We start from the raw sequence: 22,918 nt of genomic DNA on the forward strand, positions 1-22,918 counted from the left end.
ACCGCCCGCCTGATGTCAAGCCTATCTGTCCCTCTGCACCCTGGCCAGCGCGCTCAGGCCGCCTTGGCAACGGGCTGCTGCGCCTGCGGCTTGCGCTGGGGCTGCGCCAGTGTCTGCGGCTCCGGCCGCGGCTGCCGCTGCTGCTGCGAGAGGCCAAAGCGCAGCTCCAGCTCCTCCGGGTCAATCCCCAGATCCTCGCAGGAACAGACCGGACGAAGGCGTGCGGCATCGAACAGCCACAGATCCTCCCCGCGCATCCGCAGGCAGAACCCCTTGCGGCGCAGCCCGCGGCAAAGAGTGAACCAATCCTTGGCCGCGGCGAAGTCACCGGCGATGTACCATTTCAGTTCGGCCGCGGTGCCACACTTCAGCACGGGCTTGCGCTGAGGCGCAGAATGCGAAGCGGTCCTGGGTCTTTTCGGCAGCTCCAGAGGGGCGAACGACGGCAGCATCTGCGAAACGGGGGCGGCGGTGCTGAAGTCCTGCAGTGCAATCATGGCGTTCTTTCCTTTGTCTCTGCTTTTCTTCTGTCCCTCTGAAAGTACCGGACCCGGCTGCGCCCCGGCAGCCGTGCAAAAGAAAAGGGGCCGCCTCTTTCGAAGCGGCCCCCTCACCAAAAGGATATAAGGCTTAGCCTTTTTTCAGGACCTCACGGCCCAGAAGCTCGGCAATCTGCACCGCGTTCAGCGCCGCGCCCTTGCGCAGGTTGTCGCTGACGCACCACAGGTTCAGGCCGTTTTCGATGGTCGAATCCTGGCGGATGCGGCTGATGAAGGTGGCGAAATCGCCAACGCATTCAATCGGGGTCACGTAGCCGCCTGCTTCGCGCTTGTCGATCACCATGATGCCGGGCGCCTCGCGCAGGATGTCGCGGGCCTCGTCCTCGTCCAGGAAGTCCTCGAACTCGATGTTGATGGATTCCGAGTGGCCGACGAACACCGGAACCCGGACGCAGGTCGCGGTGACCTTGACCGACGGATCGACGATCTTCTTGGTCTCGGCAACCATCTTCCACTCTTCCTTGGTCGAACCGTCGTCCAGGAAAACGTCGATGTGCGGAATGACGTTGAAGGCGATCTGCTTGGGGTAAACCTTCGGCGGCACGTCCTGGGTCGGGTTATAGACCGCCTTGGTCTGATCCCACAGCTCATCAATCGCGTCCTTGCCGGAGCCGGACACCGACTGGTAGGTCGACACCACAACGCGCTTGATCCTGGCGCGGTCATGCAGCGGCTTCAGCGCGACAACCATCTGCGCGGTGGAGCAGTTGGGGTTGGCGATGATGTTCTTGTTCTTGTACTCGTGGACCGCCTGCGGGTTCACTTCCGGCACGATCAGCGGGATTTCCGGGTCGTAGCGGTAGAGCGACGAGTTGTCGATCACCACGCAGCCGGCCTCAGCCGCCTTGGGCGCGTATTTCTTGGTCGCGTCCGAGCCGATGGCGAACAGCGCCATGTCCCAGCCGGCAAAATCGAAGGTGTCCAGATCCTTGGTAGTGAGTGTCTTATCGCCAAAGCTGACTTCAGTGCCGAGAGATTTGCGGCTTGCCAGCGCAGCGATCTCATCCACAGGGAACTGGCGCTCGGCCAGGATGTTCAGCATTTCGCGGCCCACGTTGCCCGTGGCGCCGACAACGGCGATGCGGTAACCCATTTGTCTGTTTCTCCAGTATTGCCCGGCCCCATGGCCGGCGCGGGAGTGATAATGCCTCCGGGCAAAAGTTTAAAGGGGCGGATCAGTCCATGCTGTCGCGGCTAAGCAGATAAATTGCGCATCCCGCCGCCAGGCACACCAGAAAGAAGCCGAAAATGCCGGTGTAGGGCAAGGATGGGTCCGCTCCGGCCATACCCGCGTGGATGCGGCCCGTCGCAAACTGCATGATTCCCACCCCGCCAATGCCGAACAGGTTCAAGAGGGTCACCCCGCGTCCGGCCAGATGCGGCGGCACAAAGGCCCGGCCATGCGCCATGATCACCGGGAAGGAGGCGCCGAAGAACCCGACCGCCGCCATCATCGCCACCGGCAGCCAGACCGGCGCGCCCGCTGCCAGGATCAGACCGCCCAGGGCGGCGCAAGCCAGCAGGTTGCCGCCCAGGATCACCCATTTGCGGGTGCCCAGCATCCGGTCCAGCGGCCCATAGGCAAAGGTGCCTGCAATCATCGCCGCGCCCATCACCAGGGTCGCCAATCCCACCTGCTGGGTGCTGAGCCCGTAGAGATCGCTCAGGTACGGGCCGATCCACAGCCCCCTCAGCGCGCCAGAGGGCGCATAGGCCACCAGCATCAGCGGAAAGATCGCCCACATCACCGGCATCTTCAGCAGATCCAGCACCGATCCCTTGTGCTCGCCATCGGGCTTGTCCGGATCAGAGACGGTCACAAAGATCCCCGCCGCCACTGCAACCGACACCACCGCCAGCCCCGCCAGCGTGCCGCGCCAGCCGAACAGATCCACCGCCAGCGCGGTGGGATAAGAGGCGACCAGGTTGCCGGCCGAACCCACGCCCAGCATCAGCGCCGCCAAGGTGGCAAAGCGGGCGGGCGGGTACTGGCGGGCAAAGATATAGTATGAGGCCATCAGCACCGGCGAGCAGCCGATGCCGATCAGGAACATCGCAATGCTCACATGCAGGGGCGCCGTGGCCGCGGCAAACAACGCCGCCCCGCCGCCGCCGCCCAAAAGCAGCAGCACCGCCGCGGTCCTGCGCGGGCCTGCATGGTCCAGCGCCCAGCCCACCGGCAGCTGCATCGCCGCAAACGACAGGAACCACATGCCCGAGGCAAAGGCGAGATCATCCGGCGCAGCGCCGATATCCTGCCCCAGCACCCCCGACAGCACCGCAAGGAAGGCCCGGAAAAACTGGCTCAGCACATAGGCCAGGCACAATAAGATCAACCCTGCCTGCATTATCCGCCCCCTCAGGTCTGCTCAGCTTATCGTTACTGCCGCACAGCTTGCATGTTTGGCCACAGCACACAATTCGTTTAGGTAGAAACGGCAGGTCACGGGACTGCGGCAGGGGGCTGAAACTGATGACGACGGACACTTTCTATGCCGGCCTCCCCAAGGTCCGCAGCTTTGCAAGCCTGTCCGCGCCTGAGGCTTTTGCCGCGCTGCCGCCGGACTGGCACCTGTGCTGCACCGATATCGTCAATTCCACCGGGCTGGTGAAGGCGGGCCGCTACAAGACCGTCAACATGATCGGCGCCGCGGTGATCGCCGCCATGCGCAACGCGCTGGAGGGCGAGGCCTTCCCCTATGTCTTTGGCGGCGACGGCGCGTCCTTCGCGGTGCCGCCCCGTCACCGCGCCGCGGCTCAGCGCGTTCTGGCTGGCCTGCGCAGCTGGACCGAGGGCGAATACGGCGTCTCCCTGCGTGCCGCCATGCTGCCGCTCGGCTCGATCCGGACCGAAGGGCTGGACGTCAAAATCGCCCGCTATGCTGTGTCCGACCATGCCGATTTCGCCATGTTCAGCGGCGGCGGCCTGGCCTGGGCCGAGGCGCAGATGAAGGCTGGCGCCTTTGAAGTGCCCGCTGACCCGCAGGCCGGGCTGCCCGATCTCTCCGGCCTCTCCTGCCGCTGGAGCAACACGCCCGCCCGCAACGGCATCATCCTGTCGGTGGTCGCGCAGCCTGCTCCGGGCGCGGACCCGCAGGCCTTTGCCCGGTTCTCCTCCCGCCTGCTGGATCTGGCGGGCGAATTGAAGGACAGCGGCCACCCGGTGCCCGAAACCGGGCCCAAGCTGGGCTTTCCGCCGGCCGGGCTGCATCTGGAGGCGCAGTCGTCCCGCGGCAAATCCCCTCTGATTTTACGGAAGCTTTATCTTCTGGCCCACAGCGCCCTCGCTGGGCTGATCTTCCTCAGCAAACGGCCCGCCGGCGGATTCGACCCCGTGCATTACCTGTCCGTGCTCAAGGCGCATTCGGATTTCCGCAAGTTCGACGACGGGCTGAAGATGACGCTGGATTGCACGCCGGAGATTCGCGACCGGATCCGCCAGCATTTGGAGGCGGCGGCAGAGGCCGGGCTGGTGCATTTCGGGCTGCATGAGCAGGACGCCGCCCTGGTCACCTGCATTGTGCCCTCGCCGGTCGAGGACGGCCACGTCCACTTCGTTGACGGCGCGGCGGGCGGCTATACGCAAGCAGCCGCCAATCTGGCGGCTGCATTCGGGAATGGCAAAGAAGGGGCCGGACCTCAGACCGGCTGAAAGGTCCCCGTCTTGGGGTCATAACATTCCAGCCCGCCCTCGCCGATATCGGTCCACAGCCCGTGCAGGCTCAGCTCGCCCGCCTTGACCGCCGATTCGATGAACGGGAAGGTCATCAGGTTTTCCATAGACGCGACAACGGCCTGGCGCTCAAACTGCCGCGCCTGCTGCACCGGATCCTCGATATCCGCCACGCCATCGAACTTGGGTTTCAGGATCTCCATCCAGCGGCCGACAAAGCTGGTCTTCTCTTCCAGCTGCGGCGCCTGGCCCTTGCACATGTCGATGCAGCCTTGCACGCCGCCGCACTGCGAATGGCCCAGCACGATCAGATGCGCCACCTTCAGCGCGGTCACTGCATATTCCACCGCCGCAGATGTGCCGTGATGGTCGCCATCGGGCGCATAAGGCGGCACCAGGTTGGCGATATTGCGGTGGATAAAGAACTCGCCCTGGTCGGCCCCGAAGATCGAGGTCACATGCACCCGGCTGTCGCAGCAGGAGATCACCATGGCCCGCGGCCGCTGGCCTTCGGTTGCCAGGCGGCGGTACCAGCCCTGATTCTCCTCATAAGATGTGGCTTTCCACCCGTGGTAGCGGGTCACCAGATAACTGGGCAGGGGTTTGGCAAATTCCATTGTCATGTCCTGTCAACATTCGTGTTGCCGGGCTTGATAGCCTGCATTGTCCCTAAATTCGAGAGATTTGAACACCCGGGCGGAAACCTTTTGAAAACCTGTGGGGCGCACATTGGCAGGCGTGCCGTGGGGGCATAATGAATTTGGGTGAAAGTGGTGGCCAATATACTAACAGTAATGCACTCGGAAACAGTGCGTCTCGATCCAGACAAACTCACCGCGCTCTATGAGCAGCTTGGCGAAACCGGCGCCGAAGACGTCGTGTGCCGTGCGGTGGAAGAAATGGCCGTGCGGCTGACGCATTGCGAGCGTCTGTGGCGGCAGAACGAAATGGCGAGCCTGCGCAAAAGCGCCCGGTCGCTGATCGCGATTGCCGATCAGATCGGCATGACAGCGCTGGCGTCCATTGCCAGTGACGTGACCGCAGCCATCGACGCAGAGGATGCGCCGGCAGTTGCCGCGATTCTGTTCCGTCTGATGCGGGTGGGCGAACGCTCCCTGACCGCGGTCTGGGACCAGCAGGACATGACGATCTGACAGCTCTGCAGCCCGCAGGGCTTGCAGGCCGCGCGGCGGCGGCTACTCTGGCGCATCAGAAATGATTGCAACCGGAGTATTTCGATGCCGCCAGTCTTTGCCGCACCCGGCCCTGACGCCTGCCCTGTGCATGTTATCGCAAGCGATGCTTTCGACAGCTGGCTCTCCAGCCAGCCGCAGCGCGTTCAGGCCTGGGCAAAGGCGCATGGGTTCACCGGCGCCTGCGGCCAGGCTCTGGCGGTGCCGGGCGCCGATGGCGCGATTGAAATGGCCCTGGCCGGATACGGCAGCGCCGACCAGCGCGCGCGCCGCCGTTTCGTGCTGGCCGAAGCGGCGCAGAAACTGCCCGCGGGCAGCTACCGGATTGCCTCCGGCCTGCCGGCTGAGGCCGCAGCGGCCGAGTCTCTGGGCTGGCTCCTGAGCGCCTACCGCTTTGACCGCTACAAGGAAGCCAAGGGCGAGACAACCTCCCTGGAGGCTCCCGAAGGGGTGGATCCTGCCGCCATCGAATCGCTGGCCGCCGCCGAATGCCTGACCCGCGACCTGATCAACACTCCTGCCTCCGACATGGGACCTGAGCAGCTGGAAGCCGCCGCCACCGCGCTGGCAGAGGAGTTTGGCGCGGAGACCTCCACTATCCTGGGCGAGGACCTGCTGGCGCAGAACTTCCCGCTGATCCACACGGTGGGCCGCGCCTCGGACCGTGCGCCGCGGCTGATCGACCTGCGCTGGGGCAGCAGCGGCCCCAGGCTCACCCTGGTGGGCAAGGGTGTCTGTTTCGACACCGGCGGGCTGAACCTGAAACCCGGCAACAGCATGGCGCTGATGAAAAAGGACATGGGCGGCGCGGCCAACGTCCTGGGGCTGGCGCGGATGATCATGGCTGCCGGGCTGAAGCTGCAACTCAGGGTGCTGATTCCCGCGGTGGAGAACTCCGTCTCCGGCTCCGCCTTCCGCCCCGGCGACGTGCTGATGTCCCGCAAGGGGCTGACGGTCGAGAACAACAACACCGACGCTGAAGGCCGTCTAGTGCTGGCCGACGCGCTGGCCCTCGCCGCCGAGGAGACGCCGGACCTGCTGATCTCCATGGCGACCCTCACCGGCGCGGCCCGCGTGGCGGTCGGTCCGGACCTGTCTCCCTTCTATACCGATCACGATGGCGACGCCGCAGCCTTGTCCGCCAGTGCCGAACGCCACGCCGACCCGGTCTGGCGGATGCCCTTCCACAATCCTTACGAGAGCATGATCGAACCGGGCATCGCCGATCTCGACAACGCGCCCTCCGGCGGCTTTGCGGGCTCCATCACCGCTGCGCTGTTCCTGCGCCGCTTCGCCGGAGAGACCCGCTACATGCATTTCGACATCTATGGCTGGACCCCCAGCGCCGCGCCGGGCCGGCCCAAGGGCGGCGCTCTGCAAGGCGCGCGCGCGCTGTTTGCCGCGCTGCCGGACTTGCTGGAGCTGTGAGCGGAATGGCAGACCGCCGCCGCACACCGGTGAACGACCGCGTCGCCGCGGCCCATCTGAGCGATGCGCCACAGGGGCTGCTGCGCGTTGAGGGAACCGCTGCCCGCATCAGCGTTCCGGTTGCGGATCTTCTCCGCGCGCCGGACGGCCCCCGCGACCGCCAGCTGGTCTATGGCGAGCCGGTCACGGTCTACGAGGACCGCGGCGGCTGGTGCTTCCTGCAGGCGGCCAAGGATGCCTACGTCGGCTATGTGCCCAGCGCCAGCCTGACCGCCCCTTTCGAGGCAACTCACTGGGTCAGCGCCGCCGCCACCCATGCCTATACCGCGGATGACTTCAAATCCCCCGAAACACTGTCCCTTAGCCACGGCAGCCGGGTGCAGGTTCTGGGCGGCTCTGGGCGGTTCTTGGAAACCTCACTTGGCTTCATCCCCGCCCGCCACCTCTCGCCGCTGGGCGCCCACACCGGCGACCCAGTCACGGTGGCGGAGCTTTTCCTCGGCACGCCCTACCTCTGGGGCGGCAACAGCCGTTTCGGCATCGACTGTTCCGGCCTGGTGCAAGCAGCGCTGCTGGCCTGCGGCACCCCCTGCCCCGGCGACAGCGACATGCAGGAGGCCGAGCTGGGCAGCCCGGCGCCTGCCGCAGACTACCAGCGCGGCGACCTACTCTTCTGGAAGGGCCATGTGGCTCTGGTGCGGGATGCTCAGACGCTGATCCACGCCAATGCCCATGACATGGCAGTGGCCGTTGAGCCCATCGCCGCGGCAATCGAGCGGATCGAAGCCCAGGGCGACGGCCCGGTCACTGCGCACAAAAGGCTGGGGTAGGACCCGCCCGCCGCCGCAGGCGGTAAAAAATCTTTCGAAGATTTTTGGCCGGAAAATTCAAATTTTCCGGTCTCCGCTCCGCCGCAATCGCTGCGGCTACTCCACGGAGCGGATCAGCTTGCGCTCCAGCACCCTCAGCACGGTCTTCAGATCCGCCCCGCGCTTCAGGATATGCCCGTCCATGCCGACCACCGAATACTGCCCTTGCCGCAACCGCAGCTTGGGGCGCTTTTCGATCCGGTAGAGCGGATGCTCTGCCGTGCGCCGGAAGACGGAGAAAACTGCCAGATCACGCAAGGAAGAAATCCCGTAATCGCGCCATTCGCCCGCGGCGACCATCCGCCCGTACAAGGAAAGAATGACCGACAGTTCCCGCCGGTCAAACGCGACTTGCTGAGGTATGGGAGATCCGGGAAAAGGCTGCACCTGATCAAAGCTCATACCTAAAAGGTTGCGCCTTTCCCCCCGCAAATCAAGGTTTTTAACGTTCGATTTTTCGTGTGATGCAGCAGGCGCACAGGTGCAATGCACCTGTTTTGCCCCATGTTTGAGCCCATATCAGAGCCTGTTTCAGGCCCTCTCAGGCCTCGGCCAGCGCGCCACATTGCAGGCCCAGAATCTGCTCCAGCGCCACCCGCCCGGGGGCGGTCAGCATCAGCCCGCGCTTGTGCCGGTGCCGCTTGACCCAGCCGCTGCCCAGCGCGTGATCCAGGATCTGCCGCCCCATCGGACCGGCCACATGCAGCTTGCGCTCGGTCCAGTCCAGGCAGGGCCGCACGAAGGGCTGGCGGGAGGGCCGATCCGGCAGCACAACACCCAGTTTCAGCCATTCCCCGGCGGGCACAGCGCGAAAGGCGCCGTGCTCCTCCGCCAGCATCCCGCGGTCCAGAAAGGCCCGGGTCATCGCCACCGCGAGCGGGCCTGCCAGATGGTCATAACAGCTGCGCAGCTGCGCCAGCCCGCCCGCCTTGCGCTGCTGGGCGCGGTGCAGGCTGTCGGCAGGCGCAATCGCCGCCAGCTGCTCCAGCGCATGGGCCACCTCTGCGCCTGCCAGCCGGTGATAGACGCAGCGCCCGCGCTTTTCCGCCACCACCAGGCCTGCATCCTGCAGCAGCCGCAAATGCGCCGAGGCCGTCTGCGGCGTCACGCCTGCAGCCGCCGCCAGCTCCTTGTTGGTATAGGCGCGCCCCTCCATCAGTTCGCACAGCATCTGCGTGCGGCTGGCGTCGCTGATGGCCTGGCCCAGAATGTCAAAGCGTGGTGTGATCATCCCCTTACCCTATGCGGTTTGCGCAAGGACACCCAAGCAAAACCCTTCGCCGCGCAGCGAACTGTCCGCTGCCGGGCGTTCAGGCAAACGAGCCATGGCAGAACCAGCCCGGCGACAGCGCGCCGCCATGGGCAAAGAACAGCCACAGCCGCGCGCCGCAAGCCGTCACCACCACCCAGTAATCGCGCACCCCGCTGCGCCAGTTGGGGTCCTCCAGCCACCACTCAGGGGCAATCCGCTCCGGCCCTTCGGCCTCTGCCAGCTCCCAGTCGCGGCCGCGCCAGCGGAAACGCTCCGGCACCTCAGGCCGCTCCGGCGCATGGACCAGCTCGGGCTGCCAGATCAGCAGCGGGCGCGGGCGCGGCGGCAAGGGCCAGTCCCCGGCCGCAGGCTCTGACCAGGCGGCGGCCTGCACGCTAAAGGTCTTTTCCGGAATATGGCTCTGTGCCGGGTGATAGCGGGTGATTGCCTCCAGCCCCAGCCGCGCGCCGATACGGCCGATCAGATCCTCCAGCGCCGCGCCATCCTCCTGCCGGGCCCGCGCCGCGGCACCCGCTTCGGCATGGCCCGCAGGCGTGCGGGCGTGGATCGCCTCTGCCTGCAGCACCTCCAGCCGCAGCATGTCGATGCCGTAACCTGCATCAATCTGCTCCAGCTTCATCTCCAGCAAGGGCCGGATGCGGGCGGGGTCACGGCTGGCACGGGCCAGGCCGATGGTCACCGCCTCCATCTCCTGATCGCAGCGGTGCGCCTCCAGCCGCAGGCTGCGCGCGCCCTTGCCGCGCGCCTCCAGCCGGGCGCACAGCCGCGGCAGCATCCGGTCGATCCCGGCCAGCAGGTCCTCCATCAGCCCGATCGGCTCCGGCAGGGTCAGCCGCACCGCAAAATGATCCGGGCTGCGCGCGGGAGAGACCGGCTCCGGCGCGCTGCCCATCGCCTGATCCAGCCGCAAGACCAGCCCGCGCCCGAACCGGCGCGCCAGGCTGGCCCGCGGCTGCCCCAGCAGATCGCCGATCCGCCTGAGGCCAAGCCGGTTCAGCTGCGCCACCGTGGCGCTGTCCAGCCGCAAGGCCGCCACCGGCAGGGGGGAAAGCGCGCCATGGGCCTGCCCGGGTCCGGCAATCCGCCCCATCTGCGGCGGCGGTGCCTGCAGCTGCGGCGCAGCACCCCCACGGGTCCAGTGGCGGCGCTTGACGCTCTGGCGCTTCTGCGCCCGGGCACGGGTGGCGCGCGCCTCCTGGTCGATGGCGTCGCCGCTGCGGTCCGGCGCCGCCTCCTCGCCGGCATAACGCGCCAGCGCCCAGGCCGCGCCCAGGGTATCGGCCAGCCCCATCTGCACGCTCAGCCCCATTTCCGCGCAATCGCGCCCCGCCGTCTCCATCAGCGCCGCCTCGCTGCCGAACAGATGCGCGCAGCCGGTGAGGTCGATGGTCAGCCCGTCGCGCTCCGCCTCCGCCACCCAGGGGCTGAACTTGCCCGCCCAGCGCCTCAGCGCGGCCAGGAACGCCGCCTCCGCCGCCGGGTTGCGCGGCCGCACCGTCAGGCCTGCGCACATCGCATGGGCATCGCGCAACGGCTGGCCGGGCTGCAGCCCCTCCGCCAAAGCGGCAGCGTTTAACGCGGAAATAACCTGAGTGTTGGAGACTTCCTCCGCAACGGCCAGCGGCCCGTCGATGCCGCCGCGCTCTGCGCGCAGGATGCGCTCCGCCCCCAGGCGCGGAAACCAAAGCGAGAGAATGCGGCGGTGGGGCATGGCAACAGACGCAGAAAGCAGGGCGGGGCAGCGGGCAGGCAAGGGGCAGCAGGGGCCGGAAGGCCGCCGCAGAACGGGAGGCACACACGGCATGTTCTTATTTTGTTCTTATTCTTCGATTCGGTCAATCCGCCCGGAGGCATCGTGACATCTTTCCGCCTGCACAAAGCCGCTGCCCTGATTGCGGTGATCATTGCCCTGGCCATCGGCAGCACCGCCCCGGTGACCGCCCGGGACAGCACCAGCAAGCATGTGACCAAGCGGATCGCGCTGATGATCTCGCAAAAGGCCGCCATGGACGTTCTCACCGGCATGACGGCCGGGCGCAGCACGTTCGACCGCGGCAAGGCGCGCACGGCCCGCAAGCAGCTGATCAGATCCACCGGCAGCATCCGCAAGCACTTCCGGAAACCGCGGCTGGATCCGCGCTCCAACGCGCGGCCGCAGATCTGGCACGCCTGGAAGGATTTCAAAGCCCGCGCCGAAACCGCCGAAGCCGCAGCCCGGAACCTCAACACCCGCTCCCTGCCCGGTCTGCGCCGCACCCTGCCCGGTCTGATGCAAAGCTGCCTGAGCTGCCACGAAACCTATCGCAACACGCCCAACAGCTTCATCACGCACTGACCGGCCGCGACGGGCCTCTGCCGGTTAGGCTGGCGGCTCAGGCTCCGAACCGTGCCAAAAAGGTGTCGATCGCGCCGCTGATCACCCGCTCGCGCTCGGCCTCGGAAAACTCGGTGTCGATCTTGAACAGGAAGCGCAGGAACACATCAGCCTTGCACAGCTCAATGAACTGGGCAGCGGCCAGATCGGCATCCTTGATTTTCAGCTCGCCCCGCGCCGCCGCGGCCTCGATATAATCCCGGATCTCTCCGTGCAGCACCATCGGGCCGCTTTCATAAAACATCGGCCCCAGCTCCGGGAACCGGTCGGCCTCGGCCACGAAAATGCGGAACAGCTGCAGGCTGAAGCCGCCCAGCAGCACCCCGTGCACCCGCTCCGCCGCCGCCCGCAGAACCTCCCGCGGCCCGCGGCTGCCCGGCGCCAGCTCCAGCGACGCGTCCGCCTGCTGCACACAGGCTGACCGCACCACCTCCATGAACAGAACCCGCTTGTCGGGAAAGTAGCTGTACAGCGTTGCCTTGGACACGCCCGCCGCCTTGGCGATGTTGTCGACGCTGGCGCCTTCAAACCCATCCGCCAGGAACACCTCGCGCGCGCCCTCCAGAACCTGGTCGAATTTCCGGCCTGTGCGCAGGACGCTGGCTTGCTGGTTCATGAGGGCTCCTCAGGATACGGGCTGCAGGGTGCAGGGCCTGCCTCTAATGTAATCCGGGCCGCCGCTTTGCAACAAGGCTGACGCGCCATCTTGCGGTGCCACGGGGACTCGCTATGTTTAGAATAATTCTAAACTAGAGGGCAGATGATGCGGTTTTTCACTCAGCGCAAACAGTTTGCGGACCTGACCGGGCAGGAGGTTCTTGCCCTGGCAATTGCATCCGAGGAGGACGATGCGCGTATCTACCGCAGCTATGCGGAGCGGCTGCGGGCGGATTATCCGGCAACCGCGGCGATGTTCGACGGCATGGCGGCGGAAGAGGACGAGCACCGCGCCCGGCTGATTGCCCTGCATGAGGCGCGGTTCGGCCCCGCCATCCCGCTGATCCGGCGCGAGCATGTGGCAGGCTACTATGCCCGCCGCCCCATCTGGCTGATGGAGAACCTCAGCCTGGACCGCATCCGCGACGAGGCCCGCGCAATGGAGCGCGACGCCGAACGCTTCTACACCGCCGCCGCCGCCCGCACCCGGGACGCTGCGACCCGCAAGCTGCTGGGCGACTTGGCCGCGGCTGAGGCCGGGCACCAGGCCCGCGCCGGTGAGTTGCAAGAGGCGCATCTGGACGACGGCACCCGCGCAGACGAGGACCGCGCCGCCCACCGCCAGTTTGTCCTCACCTGGGTGCAGCCGGGGCTGGCCGGGCTGATGGACGGCTCGGTCTCTACCCTGGCGCCGATCTTTGCCACCGCCTTTGCCACCCAGGACACCTGGACCACCTTTCTGGTCGGCATGGCGGCCTCGGTCGGGGCGGGCATCTCGATGGGTTTCACGGAAGCCGCCTCGGATGATGGAGAACTTTCGGGCCGCGGCTCCCCCATCAAACGCGGGCTGGCCTCCGGCATCATGACCACCGTGGGCGGCCTCGGCCACGCGCTGCCCTACCTGATCCCGGAGTTCTGGACCGCCACCACGCTGGCGCTGCTGATCGTGTTTGTGGAACTTTGGGCCATCGCCTGGATCCAGAACAAATTCATGCAAACCCCCTTCTGGCGCGCCACGATGCAGGTTGTCCTAGGCGGCGCCCTGGTGCTGGGCGCCGGCGCCCTGATCGGCAGCGGTTAGGAGTGAGGGAAGCCCTCCCGCCCGCTCCAGAACAGCCAAAGGCTGCCCCTCCCCGGTTGGGCCCGGCAGCGCTGGCGCGCTGCGGGGGCGTATTGCCCCACCGGGCTTTCTTGGGTCAAGGGCGGCGGCGCCGCCGCGCCTAGGCGCGGTTCACCCTTGACGCGGGACAGCCCGGTCACACAATTGACCAGGCGCTCTCAGGGCACATCTGCCCGTAGAGCGCGTCTCAGCAGAACCTCTTGCCCCGTGCAGCGCACGGGGCCACGCCCAACTGCGAAGGGCATTCACCTGAACGCCCATGAGCAGGCGGGAGCACCCCCTCGCCTGCTCAAAGCCTGCCCCAAAAACAGCCCTTGCCAATTGGTCACCTCTTGTTACCAATTCCCCATGGCCGAGATCTTCTTCCGCACCCTTCCCTTCTTCGCAATCATCGGCCTCGGCTACTGGGCCGGGCGCAGCCGCTTCTTCACCGAGGAAGCCACCGCCTATCTCACCCGCTTCGTGTTCTACTTCCCGCTGTCGGCGATGATCTTCGGCTTTGCCGCCAACCTGTCCTTTGCCGAGGTCTTCGACCCCACGCTGATCCTCGGCTACCTGGCCGGCACCCTGGCGGTTTATCTGCTGGTGACGGCGGTTGCCATGGCCCGCGGCCTGGACGTGCCAACCGCGGCAGTAGAGGCGCAATGCGCCGCCATCGGCAATGTCGGTTTCCTTGGCCTGCCGATGATGGCGATCCTGTTCGGCCCGGCCTCCGCCGCGCCGATGATGGTGGTTCTCAGCGTCGACCTAGTCGTGTTTTCCTCGCTGATCGTCATCCTGATCAACGCGGGCCGCGGCCAGGGCTTGGGTTTGGCGACCCTGAAACTGGTGGGGCTGGGCCTGCTGAAGAACCCGATGATCCTGTCCATCGTCGCGGGCCTCGCCTGGTCGGCATCGGCGCTGCCGATCCCGGTGCCTGTCAACGACTTCCTGACCATCCTGGGCGGCGCCGCCACCCCCGGCGCACTGTTTGCCATCGGCGCTTCGCTGGCCTCGAAATCGGCCGAACGGGTGCAGGTCGCGGGCTGGCTCAGCTTTGCCAAGCTGGTGCTGCACCCGGCCTGCGTCGCCGTCGCGGTGCTGTGGCTGATCCCGGCCGCGCCGTTCTCCGCCTCCGTCGCCATCGCCGCCGCGTCGCTGCCGGTGGCAGGCAATGTCTACATGCTGGCACAGCACTACGGCGTGGCCCCGCACCGGGCTTCCGCCGCAATCTTCATCTCCACTGTGCTGTCGATCATTACCGTACCCGCGGTGATCGCCTGGGTCTCCGGCCCCTAAAGCCGGATCACGTAATCCTTGCGGGTGGTCTCGATCACCTCCCAGGTGCCGCGGAAACCGGGCCGCAGGATGAAGCTGTCCCCCGCCGCCAGCGGATATTCCGTACCGTCCTCGCCGGTGATCACCGAGCGGCCTTCCAGGATGCGGCAGTATTCCCACTCATCATAGGCAATCCGCCACTTCCCTGGCGTCGCCTGCCAGATGCCGCAATAGAGCCCGTCGGCCTCTTCCGCATTCCAGGTGGTGAAAACCGGATCGCCGGCGATCACCTTGGCCGGGTCCGGGCGCTCTGTCTCCGGCTCCGCGGCGCTGGTGGTCACTCTCAGAAACTTGCTCATGGCCTGCTCTCCCTGCTGCTCCGGCTGCAGACTGTCGCGGCTTTGGGCGCAGCTGTCCAGCTTCTCCTTTGCACCGGCGCTGCCTGACATCTTCTGCCAGAAATCCGCCCCCTGCCCCCGCGAAGTTTGCAGTTTCGCAAGCCTTCTGCCGCAAAAACCGGAATTGCCGCCGCCCTCCCGCTGGACGCTGCGGCAATCTGGCGATAGCGATAGGGCTAACAGATTTGAGGAGCCTCACCATGGAAACCGTTTCCGAGAACCGTGCCTTTGGCGGCACCCAGGGCGTCTACAAACACGCCAGCAGCGCCACCGGCGGCGACATGACATTCGGCCTGTTCCTGCCGGAAGAGGCCAAGGACGGCCCGGTGCCGGTGCTCTGGTACCTCTCGGGCCTCACCTGCACCCATGAAAACGCGATGACCAAGGCAGGCGCCCAGGCCTGGTGCGCCGAGCAGGGCATCGCCATCGTCTTCCCCGACACCTCGCCCCGCGGCGAAGGCGTGGCAGATGACGAGGCCTATGACCTGGGCCAGGGCGCGGGCTTCTACGTGAACGCCACCCAGGACCCCTGGGCGCCGCATTTCCGCATGTGGGACTACGTGGCCGAGGAGCTGCCCGCACTGCTGGGCGAGAAATTCGCCATCGACCTGGACCGCCAGGCGATCACCGGCCACTCCATGGGCGGCCACGGCGCGCTGACGCTGGCGATGAACCTGCCGGGCCGCTACAAATCGGTCTCCGCCTTCGCGCCGATCTCCAACCCGACCCAGTCGGACTGGGGCCGCAAGCAGCTGAGCGCCTATCTGGGCGACGACGAGGCAAACTGGGCCAAGCACGACGCCACCCTGCTGATGCGCGAGAAAGGCTTCGACGGCCCGATCCTGATCGACACCGGCACCTCGGACCAGTTCATCGATCTGCTGAAGCCCGAGGCGCTGGCCCACGCGGTTGCCGAACGCCGCCAGCAGGCCACCCTGCGGATGCAGCCAGGCTATGACCACAGCTATTTCTTCGTGTCGACCTTCATGGAGGAGCATGTCTCCTTCCACGCCGACGCGCTGTACCAGAACTAAAGAAGACAAGGAACGCGGCCATGAGTGACGAATTTGATTATGACCTGATCATCATCGGTTCCGGCCCCTCGGGCCGCGCCGCTGCCATCCAGGCGGGCAAGCTGCACCGCCGGGTGCTGGTGATCGACCGCAAGGACCGGCTCGGCGGGGTCTCGGTGCACACCGGCACCATCCCGTCGAAAACCTTGCGCGAAACCGTGCTGAACCTCTCCGGCTGGCGCGAGCGCTCGTTCTATGGCCGCTCCTACCGGGTGAAGGACCAGATCGAAGCGAACGACCTGAAGGCGCGCCTGCACATGACCCTCGACTACGAGGTCGACGTGCTGGAGCATCAGTTCAACCGCAACCATGTCGACACGCTGAACGGGCTGGCGAAATTCATCGGCCCGAACGAAGTCGAGGTCGCCACCGAAGCCGGCGAAACCACCCGGATGACGGCGGAGAAATTCCTGATCGCCACCGGCACCCGCACCTACCGCCCGGATTACGTCCCGTTCAACGGCAAGACCGTCGTGGACGGCGACGAGTTCCTGGAGATGGCCGAGATCCCGCGCTCGCTGGTGGTCATTGGCGCCGGGGTGATCGGGGTGGAATATGCCACCATGTTCTCCGCCCTCGACGTCCGTGTCACCCTGATCGAACCGCGCGAGACCTTCCTCGACTTCATCGACAAGACCCTGATTCAGGACTTCACCCACCAGATCCGCGAGAACGGCGTCGATCTGCGGCTCGGCTCCGCGGTGGAAAGCATCGAGGATGCGGGCGAGCATATCGAGGTCTCGCTGGCCAACGGCCGCCACGTGCGCGGCGAAATGCTGCTGTTTGCGGCCGGCCGCATGGGCGCCACCGATGCGCTGAACCTGGACGCCGTCGGCCTCAAGACAGACCACCGCGGCCGCCTGTCGGTGGACCGCAAGACCTACCAGACCGAGGTGCCGAACATCTATGCCACCGGCGATGTGATCGGCCACCCGTCGCTGGCCTCCACCTCGCTGCAGCAGGGCCGCGTCGCCGCCTGCCACGCGCTGGAAACCCCGACCCTGCCGGAAAGCCCCTGGTATCCCTACGGCATCTACTCGGTGCCGGAAATGTCCACCTGCGGCATGTCCGAGGAAGAACTGAAGGAGCGCGGCATCCCTTACGAGGTCGGCGTCGCCCGCTTCCGCGAAACCTCCCGCGGCCATATCATGGGGCTGGAGCACGGCATGCTGAAAATGCTGTTCTCGCTGAAAACCCGCCGGGTGCTGGGCGTGCAGATCGTCGGCGAAGGCGCGACCGAGCTCATTCACATCGCCCAGGCGGTGCTGAACCTCAAGGGCACGGTGGACTACTTCGTGCAGAACACCTTCAACTACCCGACCCTGGCCGAGGCCTATAAGATCGCCGGTCTCGACGCCTTCAACCGGATGCCGATCCCGGAAGAGTTCAAGGTCAAGAAACCCGCCCGCAAGGCCAAGGCAGCGCCGAAGGCGGAGAAAAAACCCGAAGCAGAGAAGAAGGCGGCAGAGTGACCGCCCTCTACATCGACGCCGACGCCTGTCCCGTGAAGCAGGAGGCCGAGCGGGTTGCCACCCGCCACGGGCTGCGCATGTTCGTGGTCTCCAACGGCGGCCTGCGGCCTTCGCAGAACCCGCTGGTCGAAAACGTGATCGTGTCCGAGGGCGCCGATGTGGCCGACATGTGGATCGCAGAGCGCTGCGGCCCCGGCGATGTGGTGGTCACCGGAGATATCCCCTTGGCCGCCAAATGCATCGAGGCCGGCGCCCGCGTGCTGCGCCACAACGGCGAGCGCTTCACCCAAGCCAACATCGGCCAGCAGCTGGCGATGCGCGACCTGATGGCCGACCTGCGCGCCGCCAACCCGCTGGGGGTTCAGGGCGGCGGCAAGGGCTTCACCAAGGCCGACCGCTCCCGCTTCCTCGACGCGCTGGAGCGCGAGCTGCGCGCCGCCAAACAGGCCTGATACCGGGTCAAGGCTCCGCGCAGCGGACCGCGCGCAAGCGCGGCCTGGCCTTGACGCGGGATCAGGCCGGCAAACACTCGGGCAGGCGCGTTCAGGGCAGACCTGACCCTGAACCGCTTCTCAGCAAGAAATCACACCCCTCCCCGAGCCCCGAACCCCACGTTCTGCGGCCGAAAATTCCGCCCCGGAATTTTGCCCGTAAAAATTGCATTTTTCCGCCCCGGCCCATTGCCCGGTCAGATCAAATCCGCCACTGATCAAGGGCAGGAGACGGGAGGGCTACGGCATGAGCGCAGAGATGAAGGTCAGCGTCCCCGGCCTGTTCGCCGCGGCCGGCGCGGGTATTGCCTTCTCCGTCATCGACATGGTCTTCAAGTTCCTCTCGGGCGATTACCCGCTCTATGAGATCGTCCTGTTCCGCTCCGTCATCGCGGTGGCGGTGATGCTCGCCATCATCGTGCCGCTTGAGGGCGGCTACCACCTGCTGCGCACCCACCAGCCCAAGCTGCACCTCGCGCGCTGCCTGGTGGTGTTCTTCGCCAATATCTTCTTCTTTACCGGTGTCGCCATCCTGCCGCTGGCCGAAGCTGTGGCCATCGCCTTTGCCACACCGCTGATCGTCACCGCCCTGTCAGCGCTGTTCCTGGGCGAGCGCCCCGGCCCCTGGCGCTGGGGCGCGGTGTTTGCGGGCTTCCTGGGCGTTCTGATCATCATGCGCCCCGGCCCCGGCACCTTCCAGCCCGCCGCCCTCCTGCCGCTGCTGGGCGCCTGCGGCTATGCCACCCTGCACGTGCTGACCCGCCGCGCAGGCGGGACAGAGGCCGGCGCCACGCTTGCCTTCTACCCGATGATGGGCTTCCTGATCCTCAGCGCCCTGGCCGGCCTGATCTTCGGCGACGGCCGCTTTGCCAGCGGCGGCAGCCCCGCCTTCGACTTCCTCCTGCGCGCCTGGATCTGGCCCGCACCGCAGGACTGGCCCTACCTGATCGGCGTCGGCCTCGCCGGGTCGATCGGCGGCTATCTGGTCAGCCAGGCCTACCGCATGAACGAGGCCGCGCTGGCAGCACCTTTCGAATACATCGCCATGCCGATGTCGGTCCTGTGGGGCGTGCTGGTCTTCAACGAATGGCCCGATGCGGCGGTCTGGGCCGGCAGCGCGCTCATCATCGCCTCCGGCCTGGTCTCCGTCTGGCGCGAAACCCGCCGCAGCCGCCCCGCCCCGCGGCCCCGCCCGCGCGCAGAAGGATGACCCTAGATGCCCATTGATGCCGTCGTCTTCGACATCGGCCGCGTGCTGATCGAATGGGAGCCGGAACGCTTCTACGACAGCCGCATCGGCCCGGCCCGCCGCAAGCAGCTGTTCGATCAAGTGCCTCTGCACGATATGAACCTGAACGTCGACCGCAGCCACCCCTTCCGCGAAAGCGTCTATGCTCTGGCACAGCAGCACCCGGACTGGGCTGAGGAAATCCGCTGGTGGCACGACTGCTGGCTGAAGATGGTGCCGCGCGCGATCCCCCGCACCGTCCGCCTGATGCAGGCGCTGCAAGCCAAACACATCCCGGTCTTCGCCCTCAGCAACTTCGGTGCCGAGACGTTCGAGCTCGCCTGCGAAACCTACCCCGCCTTACGTGGCTTCGACCGCACATTTGTCTCCGCGCATCTGAAATGCATCAAGCCAGAACCGGAAATCTATGCCATTCTCGAACGCGAAACCGGGGTTGCGCCGGACCGGCTGCTGTTCACCGACGACCGCCCCGAAAACATCGAAGCCGCCCGCGCGCGCGGCTGGCAGACCCATCTGTTCACCGCGCCCGGCCCCTTTGCCGCACGGCTGGTGCAGGAAAGGCTGCTGACAGAACAAGAGGCCGCATAAGGCGGCACGCACAGGAAGGACGACAGGCACATGAGCATCCCATTCATCACCTTTGAAGAGGGCGAGGCGCTGCTGGACTGGGTCAGCTTTGCTGACGCGCTGGCCGCCAGCCACGATCTGCCCAAGGCCGAGATCGGCGATACCTTCCTCTACCGCGATCCCGACACGCTGCTCAGCCGCTCCGCCTGGATCGACGGGCTGGGCATCGCGGTGAAAACCGCCAATATCTTCCCGCGCAACCCGGATGCGGGCAAGCCGATGATCAACGGCTCGGTCTGCCTCTACTCCGACACAGACGGCACGCCTGAGGCGCTGGTGGATTTCCACCTGGTGACCAAATGGAAGACCGCCGGCGACAGCCTGCTGGGCGCCCTGCGGCTGGCCAACCCGGAGGCGCAAGAGGTGCTGATCGTCGGCGCGGGCACCGTCGGCGCCTCCCTGATCGAAGCTTTCGGCGCCGGGTTCCCGCAGGCGCAGATCCGGGTCTGGAACCGCACCGCCTCCAAGGCAGAAGACCTCTGCGCCCAATATCCCGGCACCAAACACGCACCCGACCTGGAACCGGCGGTGCGCGCGGCGGATATCATAGTCACCTGCACCATGTCCTCCGACCCGGTGATCAAGGGCGAATGGCTTCGCCCCGGCCAGCACCTCAACATGATCGGCGCCTACCGCCCCGACATGCGCGAAGCCGACGATGAAGCGCTCAAACGCGCGCAGATCTACTGCGACAGCTTCGACACCACCCTCGACCATATCGGCGAGTTCAAAATCCCGCTGGCTGCAGGCACCATCCAGCGCAGCGATGTGCTGGCGGACTGCTACAGCCTTGACCGGTTCCCCGCCTTCGATCCCGCACAGATCACCCTGTTCAAGAACGGCGGCGGCGCCCATCTGGACCTGATGACCAGCCACCACATCCTGCAGAAGTGGAAGGCCCGGGCATGATCTGGCTGCTGGCCCTTGCCGTTCTGGCAATTGCACTTGCGCCCTTCCTGCGCGAGCATCTGCGCAAGCCGATGAACGCCAAGGCCCGGCAGACCGCCCCCGGCGCGCTGGCTCAGCTGCCCGGCGGCTGCACCCATTACCGCTGGACCGGCCCCCTGCGCGGGCCCGTCGCGGTCTGCGTCCACGGCCTCACCACACCGTCTTTCGTCTGGAACGGCATCGCCAAGGGCCTGGGCGCCCTGGGCTACCGGGTGCTGACCTATGACCTCTACGGGCGCGGCTATTCGGACCGCCCCGCAGGCCCGCAGGACAGCGCATTCTTCCTCACCCAGCTGGAGGAGCTGCTGGCAGATCAGGAGGTGGGCGATGATGTCACCCTGATCGGCTATTCCATGGGCGGCGCCATTGCCACCGCTTTTGCGGCGGCCCACCCCACCCGCCTGCGCGAGCTGATCCTGCTGGCCCCTGCCGGTTTCGGCCGCAGCGACGGCCGCTTGATACACATCATCCGCAATGTGCCGGTCTTTGGCGGCTGGCTGATGCACGCCATCTACCCCGCCCTGCACATCCGCAGCACTCAGGCAGAGCGTAGCCTGCCCTCCTCCGTCCCCGGCATCATCGACCTGCAGCAGCAGGAGCTGGGCTACCGGGGCTTTGTTCCCGCCGTGCTCGCGTCCCTGCGCGGCATCCTGAACGAGGATTTCACCGAAGAGCTCCGCAGCCTGCACAGCAAGGGCGTTCCGGCCCTGGCCATCTGGGGACAGGAGGATGCGGTGATACCTCCGAGCTCGCCCGGCCGCCTGGCCGAACGCGCCCGATCCGTCCGGCAGGAGGAAATCCCCGGCGCAGGCCACGGACTGCCTTATACCCACACGGACCAGGTGCTGGAGATCATCGCCCAAAACCACCGCCGCGGCCTGATGTAAACGCCGCCCGCGCTTTTCATCTTTCCCTAAATACTCCGGGGTCCGGGGCTGGCCCCGGCTCCTCGGCCCGCCACGCAGCACACCGCAGGCGTCACGCCGCTACCGCAGCCGGGGCGGCCCGCAGCGGCCGCTCCTTCACCGGCAGATGCACAATCGCGCTGAACGCCCCGACACCGACGCCGATCCACCAGACCAGGGTGTAATCGCCATAGGCGTCATACATCCGCCCGCCCAGCCAGACGCCCAGGAAACTGCCCAGCTGGTGGCTGAAGAACACGATGCCATAGAGCGTTCCCATGTAGCGCAGCCCGTAGATATGCGCGACCAGGCCGGAGGTCAGCGGCACCGTCGCCAGCCACAGCGAGCCCATGGCAACCGAGAAGATGATCACCGACAGCGGTGTGATCGGGAATATGATGAAGGCCGCCGCCGCAATCGTCCGCCCGGCATAGATCGCCGCCAGCAGGTATTTCTTGGAATACCGCTTGCCCAGATACCCCGCCAGCAGCGTGCCGCCCACATTGGCCGCGCCAATGAGCGAAATCGCCGCCGCCCCCAGCGCGGAGGTGGTGGTGATCCCGATCGAATGCAGCGCACCGCCCGGCAGGATCGGCCCGCACATCTCAGTCACAAAGGCCGGGAAATGCGCGGTGACAAAGGCCAGCTGATAGCCGCAGCTGAAAAAGCCCAGGAAGATCAGCGTGTAGGACGGATCCTTGAACGCCTTCATCAGGATCGCCCCCATGCTCTCTTCCAGCTCCAGCCTGGAGGCCGCCTCCGGCGCCCGCATCAGCGGCAAGAAAGCAATCAGCGCCAGCACCACGCCCGCAAACAGCAGGAAAATCGTCTGCCAGGGCAGGAACCCCAGCATCCACTCTGCCGTTGGCGCGCCAAAGATCTGCCCGGCAGACCCGGCCGCGGTGACAATCGCCAAGGACATCGAGCGGTTCTCGTCGGAACTGGCGCGGCCCACAACCGCCAGCACCACGCCAAACCCGGTGCCCGCGATGCCAAAGCCCACCAGCCACTCATAGGCCTGCATCTCAAACGGCGTCGTTGACCAGGCGCTCAGCACCAGCCCGGCGGCATAGACAATCGCCCCCATGACGATCGCCTTGCGGTCGCCGATCTTCTCGGCAATGGCGCCGAATACCGGCTGCCCGATGCCCCAGGCCAGGTTCTGGATAGCAATCGCCAGCGAGAACTCCGCGCGCAGCCAGCCGAACTCCTCGGCAATCGGGATCTGAAAGACGCCAAAGGAAGCGCGCACCGCAAAGCTCACCATGATGATGATGCAGCCCACGATCAGAACGGGGGTAAACAGCGGCGCTGAACGGTCCATAGCGTCTCTCCTGGCAAGCTGCAGAAC

General features: G+C 66.3%; 24 protein-coding genes. 14 read left to right on the forward strand and 10 right to left on the reverse strand.

The window, feature by feature from the left end; translation table 11 throughout:
* Window positions 1-53: 53 nt before the first annotated feature.
* The 3 genes from AC5STI_RS12505 to AC5STI_RS12515 all read right to left on the reverse strand — a co-directional run bounded on the left by AC5STI_RS12505 (window position 54) and on the right by AC5STI_RS12515 (window position 2,908).
* The gene (locus tag AC5STI_RS12505) at window positions 54-497 is read right to left on the reverse strand and encodes a hypothetical protein (RefSeq protein WP_495446881.1); all 444 of its coding nucleotides are present in this window, start codon (window positions 495-497) and stop codon (window positions 54-56) included.
* 133 nt (window positions 498-630) lie between these two features.
* Window positions 631-1,653, reverse strand: a complete 1,023-nt coding sequence (locus AC5STI_RS12510; RefSeq protein WP_495446883.1) for an aspartate-semialdehyde dehydrogenase — start codon at window positions 1,651-1,653, stop codon at window positions 631-633.
* Between the two features lie 82 nt (window positions 1,654-1,735).
* Window positions 1,736-2,908 (reverse strand): MFS transporter, encoded by a 1,173-nt coding sequence (locus AC5STI_RS12515; protein WP_475047963.1) that lies wholly within the window; start codon window positions 2,906-2,908, stop codon window positions 1,736-1,738.
* Window positions 2,909-3,033: 125 nt separating this feature from the next.
* Between AC5STI_RS12515 and AC5STI_RS12520 the strand changes: the two genes are divergently transcribed.
* On the forward strand, window positions 3,034-4,212 hold the full coding sequence (locus tag AC5STI_RS12520; protein ID WP_475047965.1) for a DUF3095 domain-containing protein: 1,179 nt from the start codon (window positions 3,034-3,036) through the stop codon (window positions 4,210-4,212).
* Here the strand turns inward: AC5STI_RS12520 and AC5STI_RS12525 are convergent.
* On the reverse strand, window positions 4,200-4,850 hold the full coding sequence (locus tag AC5STI_RS12525) for a carbonic anhydrase (protein WP_475047968.1): 651 nt from the start codon (window positions 4,848-4,850) through the stop codon (window positions 4,200-4,202). The genes AC5STI_RS12520 and AC5STI_RS12525 overlap by 13 nt on opposite strands.
* A gap of 177 nt (window positions 4,851-5,027) precedes the next feature.
* Between AC5STI_RS12525 and AC5STI_RS12530 the strand changes: the two genes are divergently transcribed.
* The 3 genes from AC5STI_RS12530 (at window position 5,028) to AC5STI_RS12540 (ending at window position 7,684) form a co-directional block, all read left to right on the forward strand.
* The gene (locus AC5STI_RS12530; RefSeq protein WP_141891893.1) at window positions 5,028-5,387 is read left to right on the forward strand and encodes a hypothetical protein; all 360 of its coding nucleotides are present in this window, start codon (window positions 5,028-5,030) and stop codon (window positions 5,385-5,387) included.
* An 84-nt stretch (window positions 5,388-5,471) separates the two neighbouring features.
* Window positions 5,472-6,854, forward strand: coding sequence for a leucyl aminopeptidase family protein (locus AC5STI_RS12535; protein ID WP_495446884.1), 1,383 nt, complete (start codon window positions 5,472-5,474; stop codon window positions 6,852-6,854).
* A gap of 5 nt (window positions 6,855-6,859) precedes the next feature.
* Window positions 6,860-7,684, forward strand: coding sequence for a C40 family peptidase (locus tag AC5STI_RS12540; RefSeq protein WP_495446886.1), 825 nt, complete (start codon window positions 6,860-6,862; stop codon window positions 7,682-7,684).
* Window positions 7,685-7,780: 96 nt separating this feature from the next.
* Here AC5STI_RS12540 and AC5STI_RS12545 read toward each other — a convergent pair whose 3' ends face one another.
* The 3 genes from AC5STI_RS12545 to AC5STI_RS12555 all read right to left on the reverse strand — a co-directional run bounded on the left by AC5STI_RS12545 (window position 7,781) and on the right by AC5STI_RS12555 (window position 10,707).
* The gene (locus tag AC5STI_RS12545; protein ID WP_475047977.1) at window positions 7,781-8,125 is read right to left on the reverse strand and encodes a DUF2794 domain-containing protein; all 345 of its coding nucleotides are present in this window, start codon (window positions 8,123-8,125) and stop codon (window positions 7,781-7,783) included.
* Between the two features lie 139 nt (window positions 8,126-8,264).
* Window positions 8,265-8,954: an ArsR/SmtB family transcription factor gene (locus AC5STI_RS12550; RefSeq protein ID WP_495446888.1), complete on the reverse strand. Its 690-nt coding sequence runs from the start codon at window positions 8,952-8,954 to the stop codon at window positions 8,265-8,267.
* A gap of 79 nt (window positions 8,955-9,033) precedes the next feature.
* Entirely contained in the window at window positions 9,034-10,707 is a 1,674-nt protein-coding gene (locus AC5STI_RS12555; protein ID WP_475047983.1) for a Y-family DNA polymerase, read from the reverse strand.
* Between the two features lie 144 nt (window positions 10,708-10,851).
* On the opposite strand from AC5STI_RS12555, the gene AC5STI_RS12560 reads away from it, so the two are divergent.
* Window positions 10,852-11,331, forward strand: a complete 480-nt coding sequence (locus tag AC5STI_RS12560) for a c-type cytochrome (RefSeq protein ID WP_495446891.1) — start codon at window positions 10,852-10,854, stop codon at window positions 11,329-11,331.
* Window positions 11,332-11,368: 37 nt separating this feature from the next.
* Here AC5STI_RS12560 and AC5STI_RS12565 read toward each other — a convergent pair whose 3' ends face one another.
* The gene (locus tag AC5STI_RS12565) at window positions 11,369-11,986 is read right to left on the reverse strand and encodes a TetR/AcrR family transcriptional regulator (RefSeq protein WP_475047988.1); all 618 of its coding nucleotides are present in this window, start codon (window positions 11,984-11,986) and stop codon (window positions 11,369-11,371) included.
* A gap of 147 nt (window positions 11,987-12,133) precedes the next feature.
* Here AC5STI_RS12565 and mbfA point away from each other — a divergent pair, with 147 nt between their 5' ends.
* Window positions 12,134-13,108 carry an iron exporter MbfA gene (gene mbfA / locus AC5STI_RS12570; protein ID WP_475053034.1) on the forward strand — a complete coding sequence of 325 codons (975 nt, stop codon included), beginning with the start codon at window positions 12,134-12,136 and terminating at the stop codon, window positions 13,106-13,108.
* A gap of 387 nt (window positions 13,109-13,495) precedes the next feature.
* The gene (locus tag AC5STI_RS12575) at window positions 13,496-14,425 is read left to right on the forward strand and encodes an AEC family transporter (protein ID WP_495446894.1); all 930 of its coding nucleotides are present in this window, start codon (window positions 13,496-13,498) and stop codon (window positions 14,423-14,425) included.
* On the opposite strand, the gene AC5STI_RS12580 is transcribed toward AC5STI_RS12575, so the two are convergent.
* Window positions 14,422-14,763, reverse strand: coding sequence for a cupin domain-containing protein (locus tag AC5STI_RS12580; protein WP_475047993.1), 342 nt, complete (start codon window positions 14,761-14,763; stop codon window positions 14,422-14,424). The two genes, AC5STI_RS12575 and AC5STI_RS12580, sit on opposite strands and share 4 nt — an antisense overlap.
* Before the next feature lie 239 nt (window positions 14,764-15,002).
* Between AC5STI_RS12580 and fghA the strand changes: the two genes are divergently transcribed.
* The 7 genes from fghA (at window position 15,003) to AC5STI_RS12615 (ending at window position 21,549) form a co-directional block, all read left to right on the forward strand.
* Complete coding sequence (fghA, locus tag AC5STI_RS12585; RefSeq protein ID WP_495446896.1) at window positions 15,003-15,836, forward strand: S-formylglutathione hydrolase; 834 nt, start codon at window positions 15,003-15,005, stop codon at window positions 15,834-15,836.
* A 20-nt stretch (window positions 15,837-15,856) separates the two neighbouring features.
* A complete protein-coding gene (gene sthA, locus AC5STI_RS12590; protein ID WP_495446898.1) occupies window positions 15,857-17,347 on the forward strand; it encodes a Si-specific NAD(P)(+) transhydrogenase in 1,491 nt (496 codons plus the stop codon).
* Window positions 17,344-17,799, forward strand: a complete 456-nt coding sequence (locus AC5STI_RS12595) for a YaiI/YqxD family protein (protein ID WP_495446899.1) — start codon at window positions 17,344-17,346, stop codon at window positions 17,797-17,799. The genes sthA and AC5STI_RS12595 overlap by 4 nt, the downstream gene beginning before the upstream one ends.
* A 286-nt stretch (window positions 17,800-18,085) precedes the next feature.
* Window positions 18,086-19,048 (forward strand): DMT family transporter, encoded by a 963-nt coding sequence (locus tag AC5STI_RS12600; RefSeq protein WP_495446900.1) that lies wholly within the window; start codon window positions 18,086-18,088, stop codon window positions 19,046-19,048.
* A 6-nt stretch (window positions 19,049-19,054) separates the two neighbouring features.
* Window positions 19,055-19,675: an HAD family hydrolase gene (locus AC5STI_RS12605; RefSeq protein ID WP_495446901.1), complete on the forward strand. Its 621-nt coding sequence runs from the start codon at window positions 19,055-19,057 to the stop codon at window positions 19,673-19,675.
* 30 nt (window positions 19,676-19,705) lie between these two features.
* Window positions 19,706-20,623 carry an ornithine cyclodeaminase family protein gene (locus tag AC5STI_RS12610; protein WP_495446902.1) on the forward strand — a complete coding sequence of 306 codons (918 nt, stop codon included), beginning with the start codon at window positions 19,706-19,708 and terminating at the stop codon, window positions 20,621-20,623.
* Window positions 20,620-21,549 carry an alpha/beta fold hydrolase gene (locus AC5STI_RS12615; RefSeq protein ID WP_495446903.1) on the forward strand — a complete coding sequence of 310 codons (930 nt, stop codon included), beginning with the start codon at window positions 20,620-20,622 and terminating at the stop codon, window positions 21,547-21,549. The genes AC5STI_RS12610 and AC5STI_RS12615 overlap by 4 nt, the downstream gene beginning before the upstream one ends.
* 91 nt (window positions 21,550-21,640) lie before the next feature.
* Here AC5STI_RS12615 and AC5STI_RS12620 read toward each other — a convergent pair whose 3' ends face one another.
* Window positions 21,641-22,891, reverse strand: a complete 1,251-nt coding sequence (locus tag AC5STI_RS12620) for an MFS transporter (RefSeq protein ID WP_495446904.1) — start codon at window positions 22,889-22,891, stop codon at window positions 21,641-21,643.
* Window positions 22,892-22,918: the final 27 nt, after the last annotated feature.

The sequence above is a fragment of the Leisingera sp. CC-HEC096 genome, from assembly GCF_059429235.1.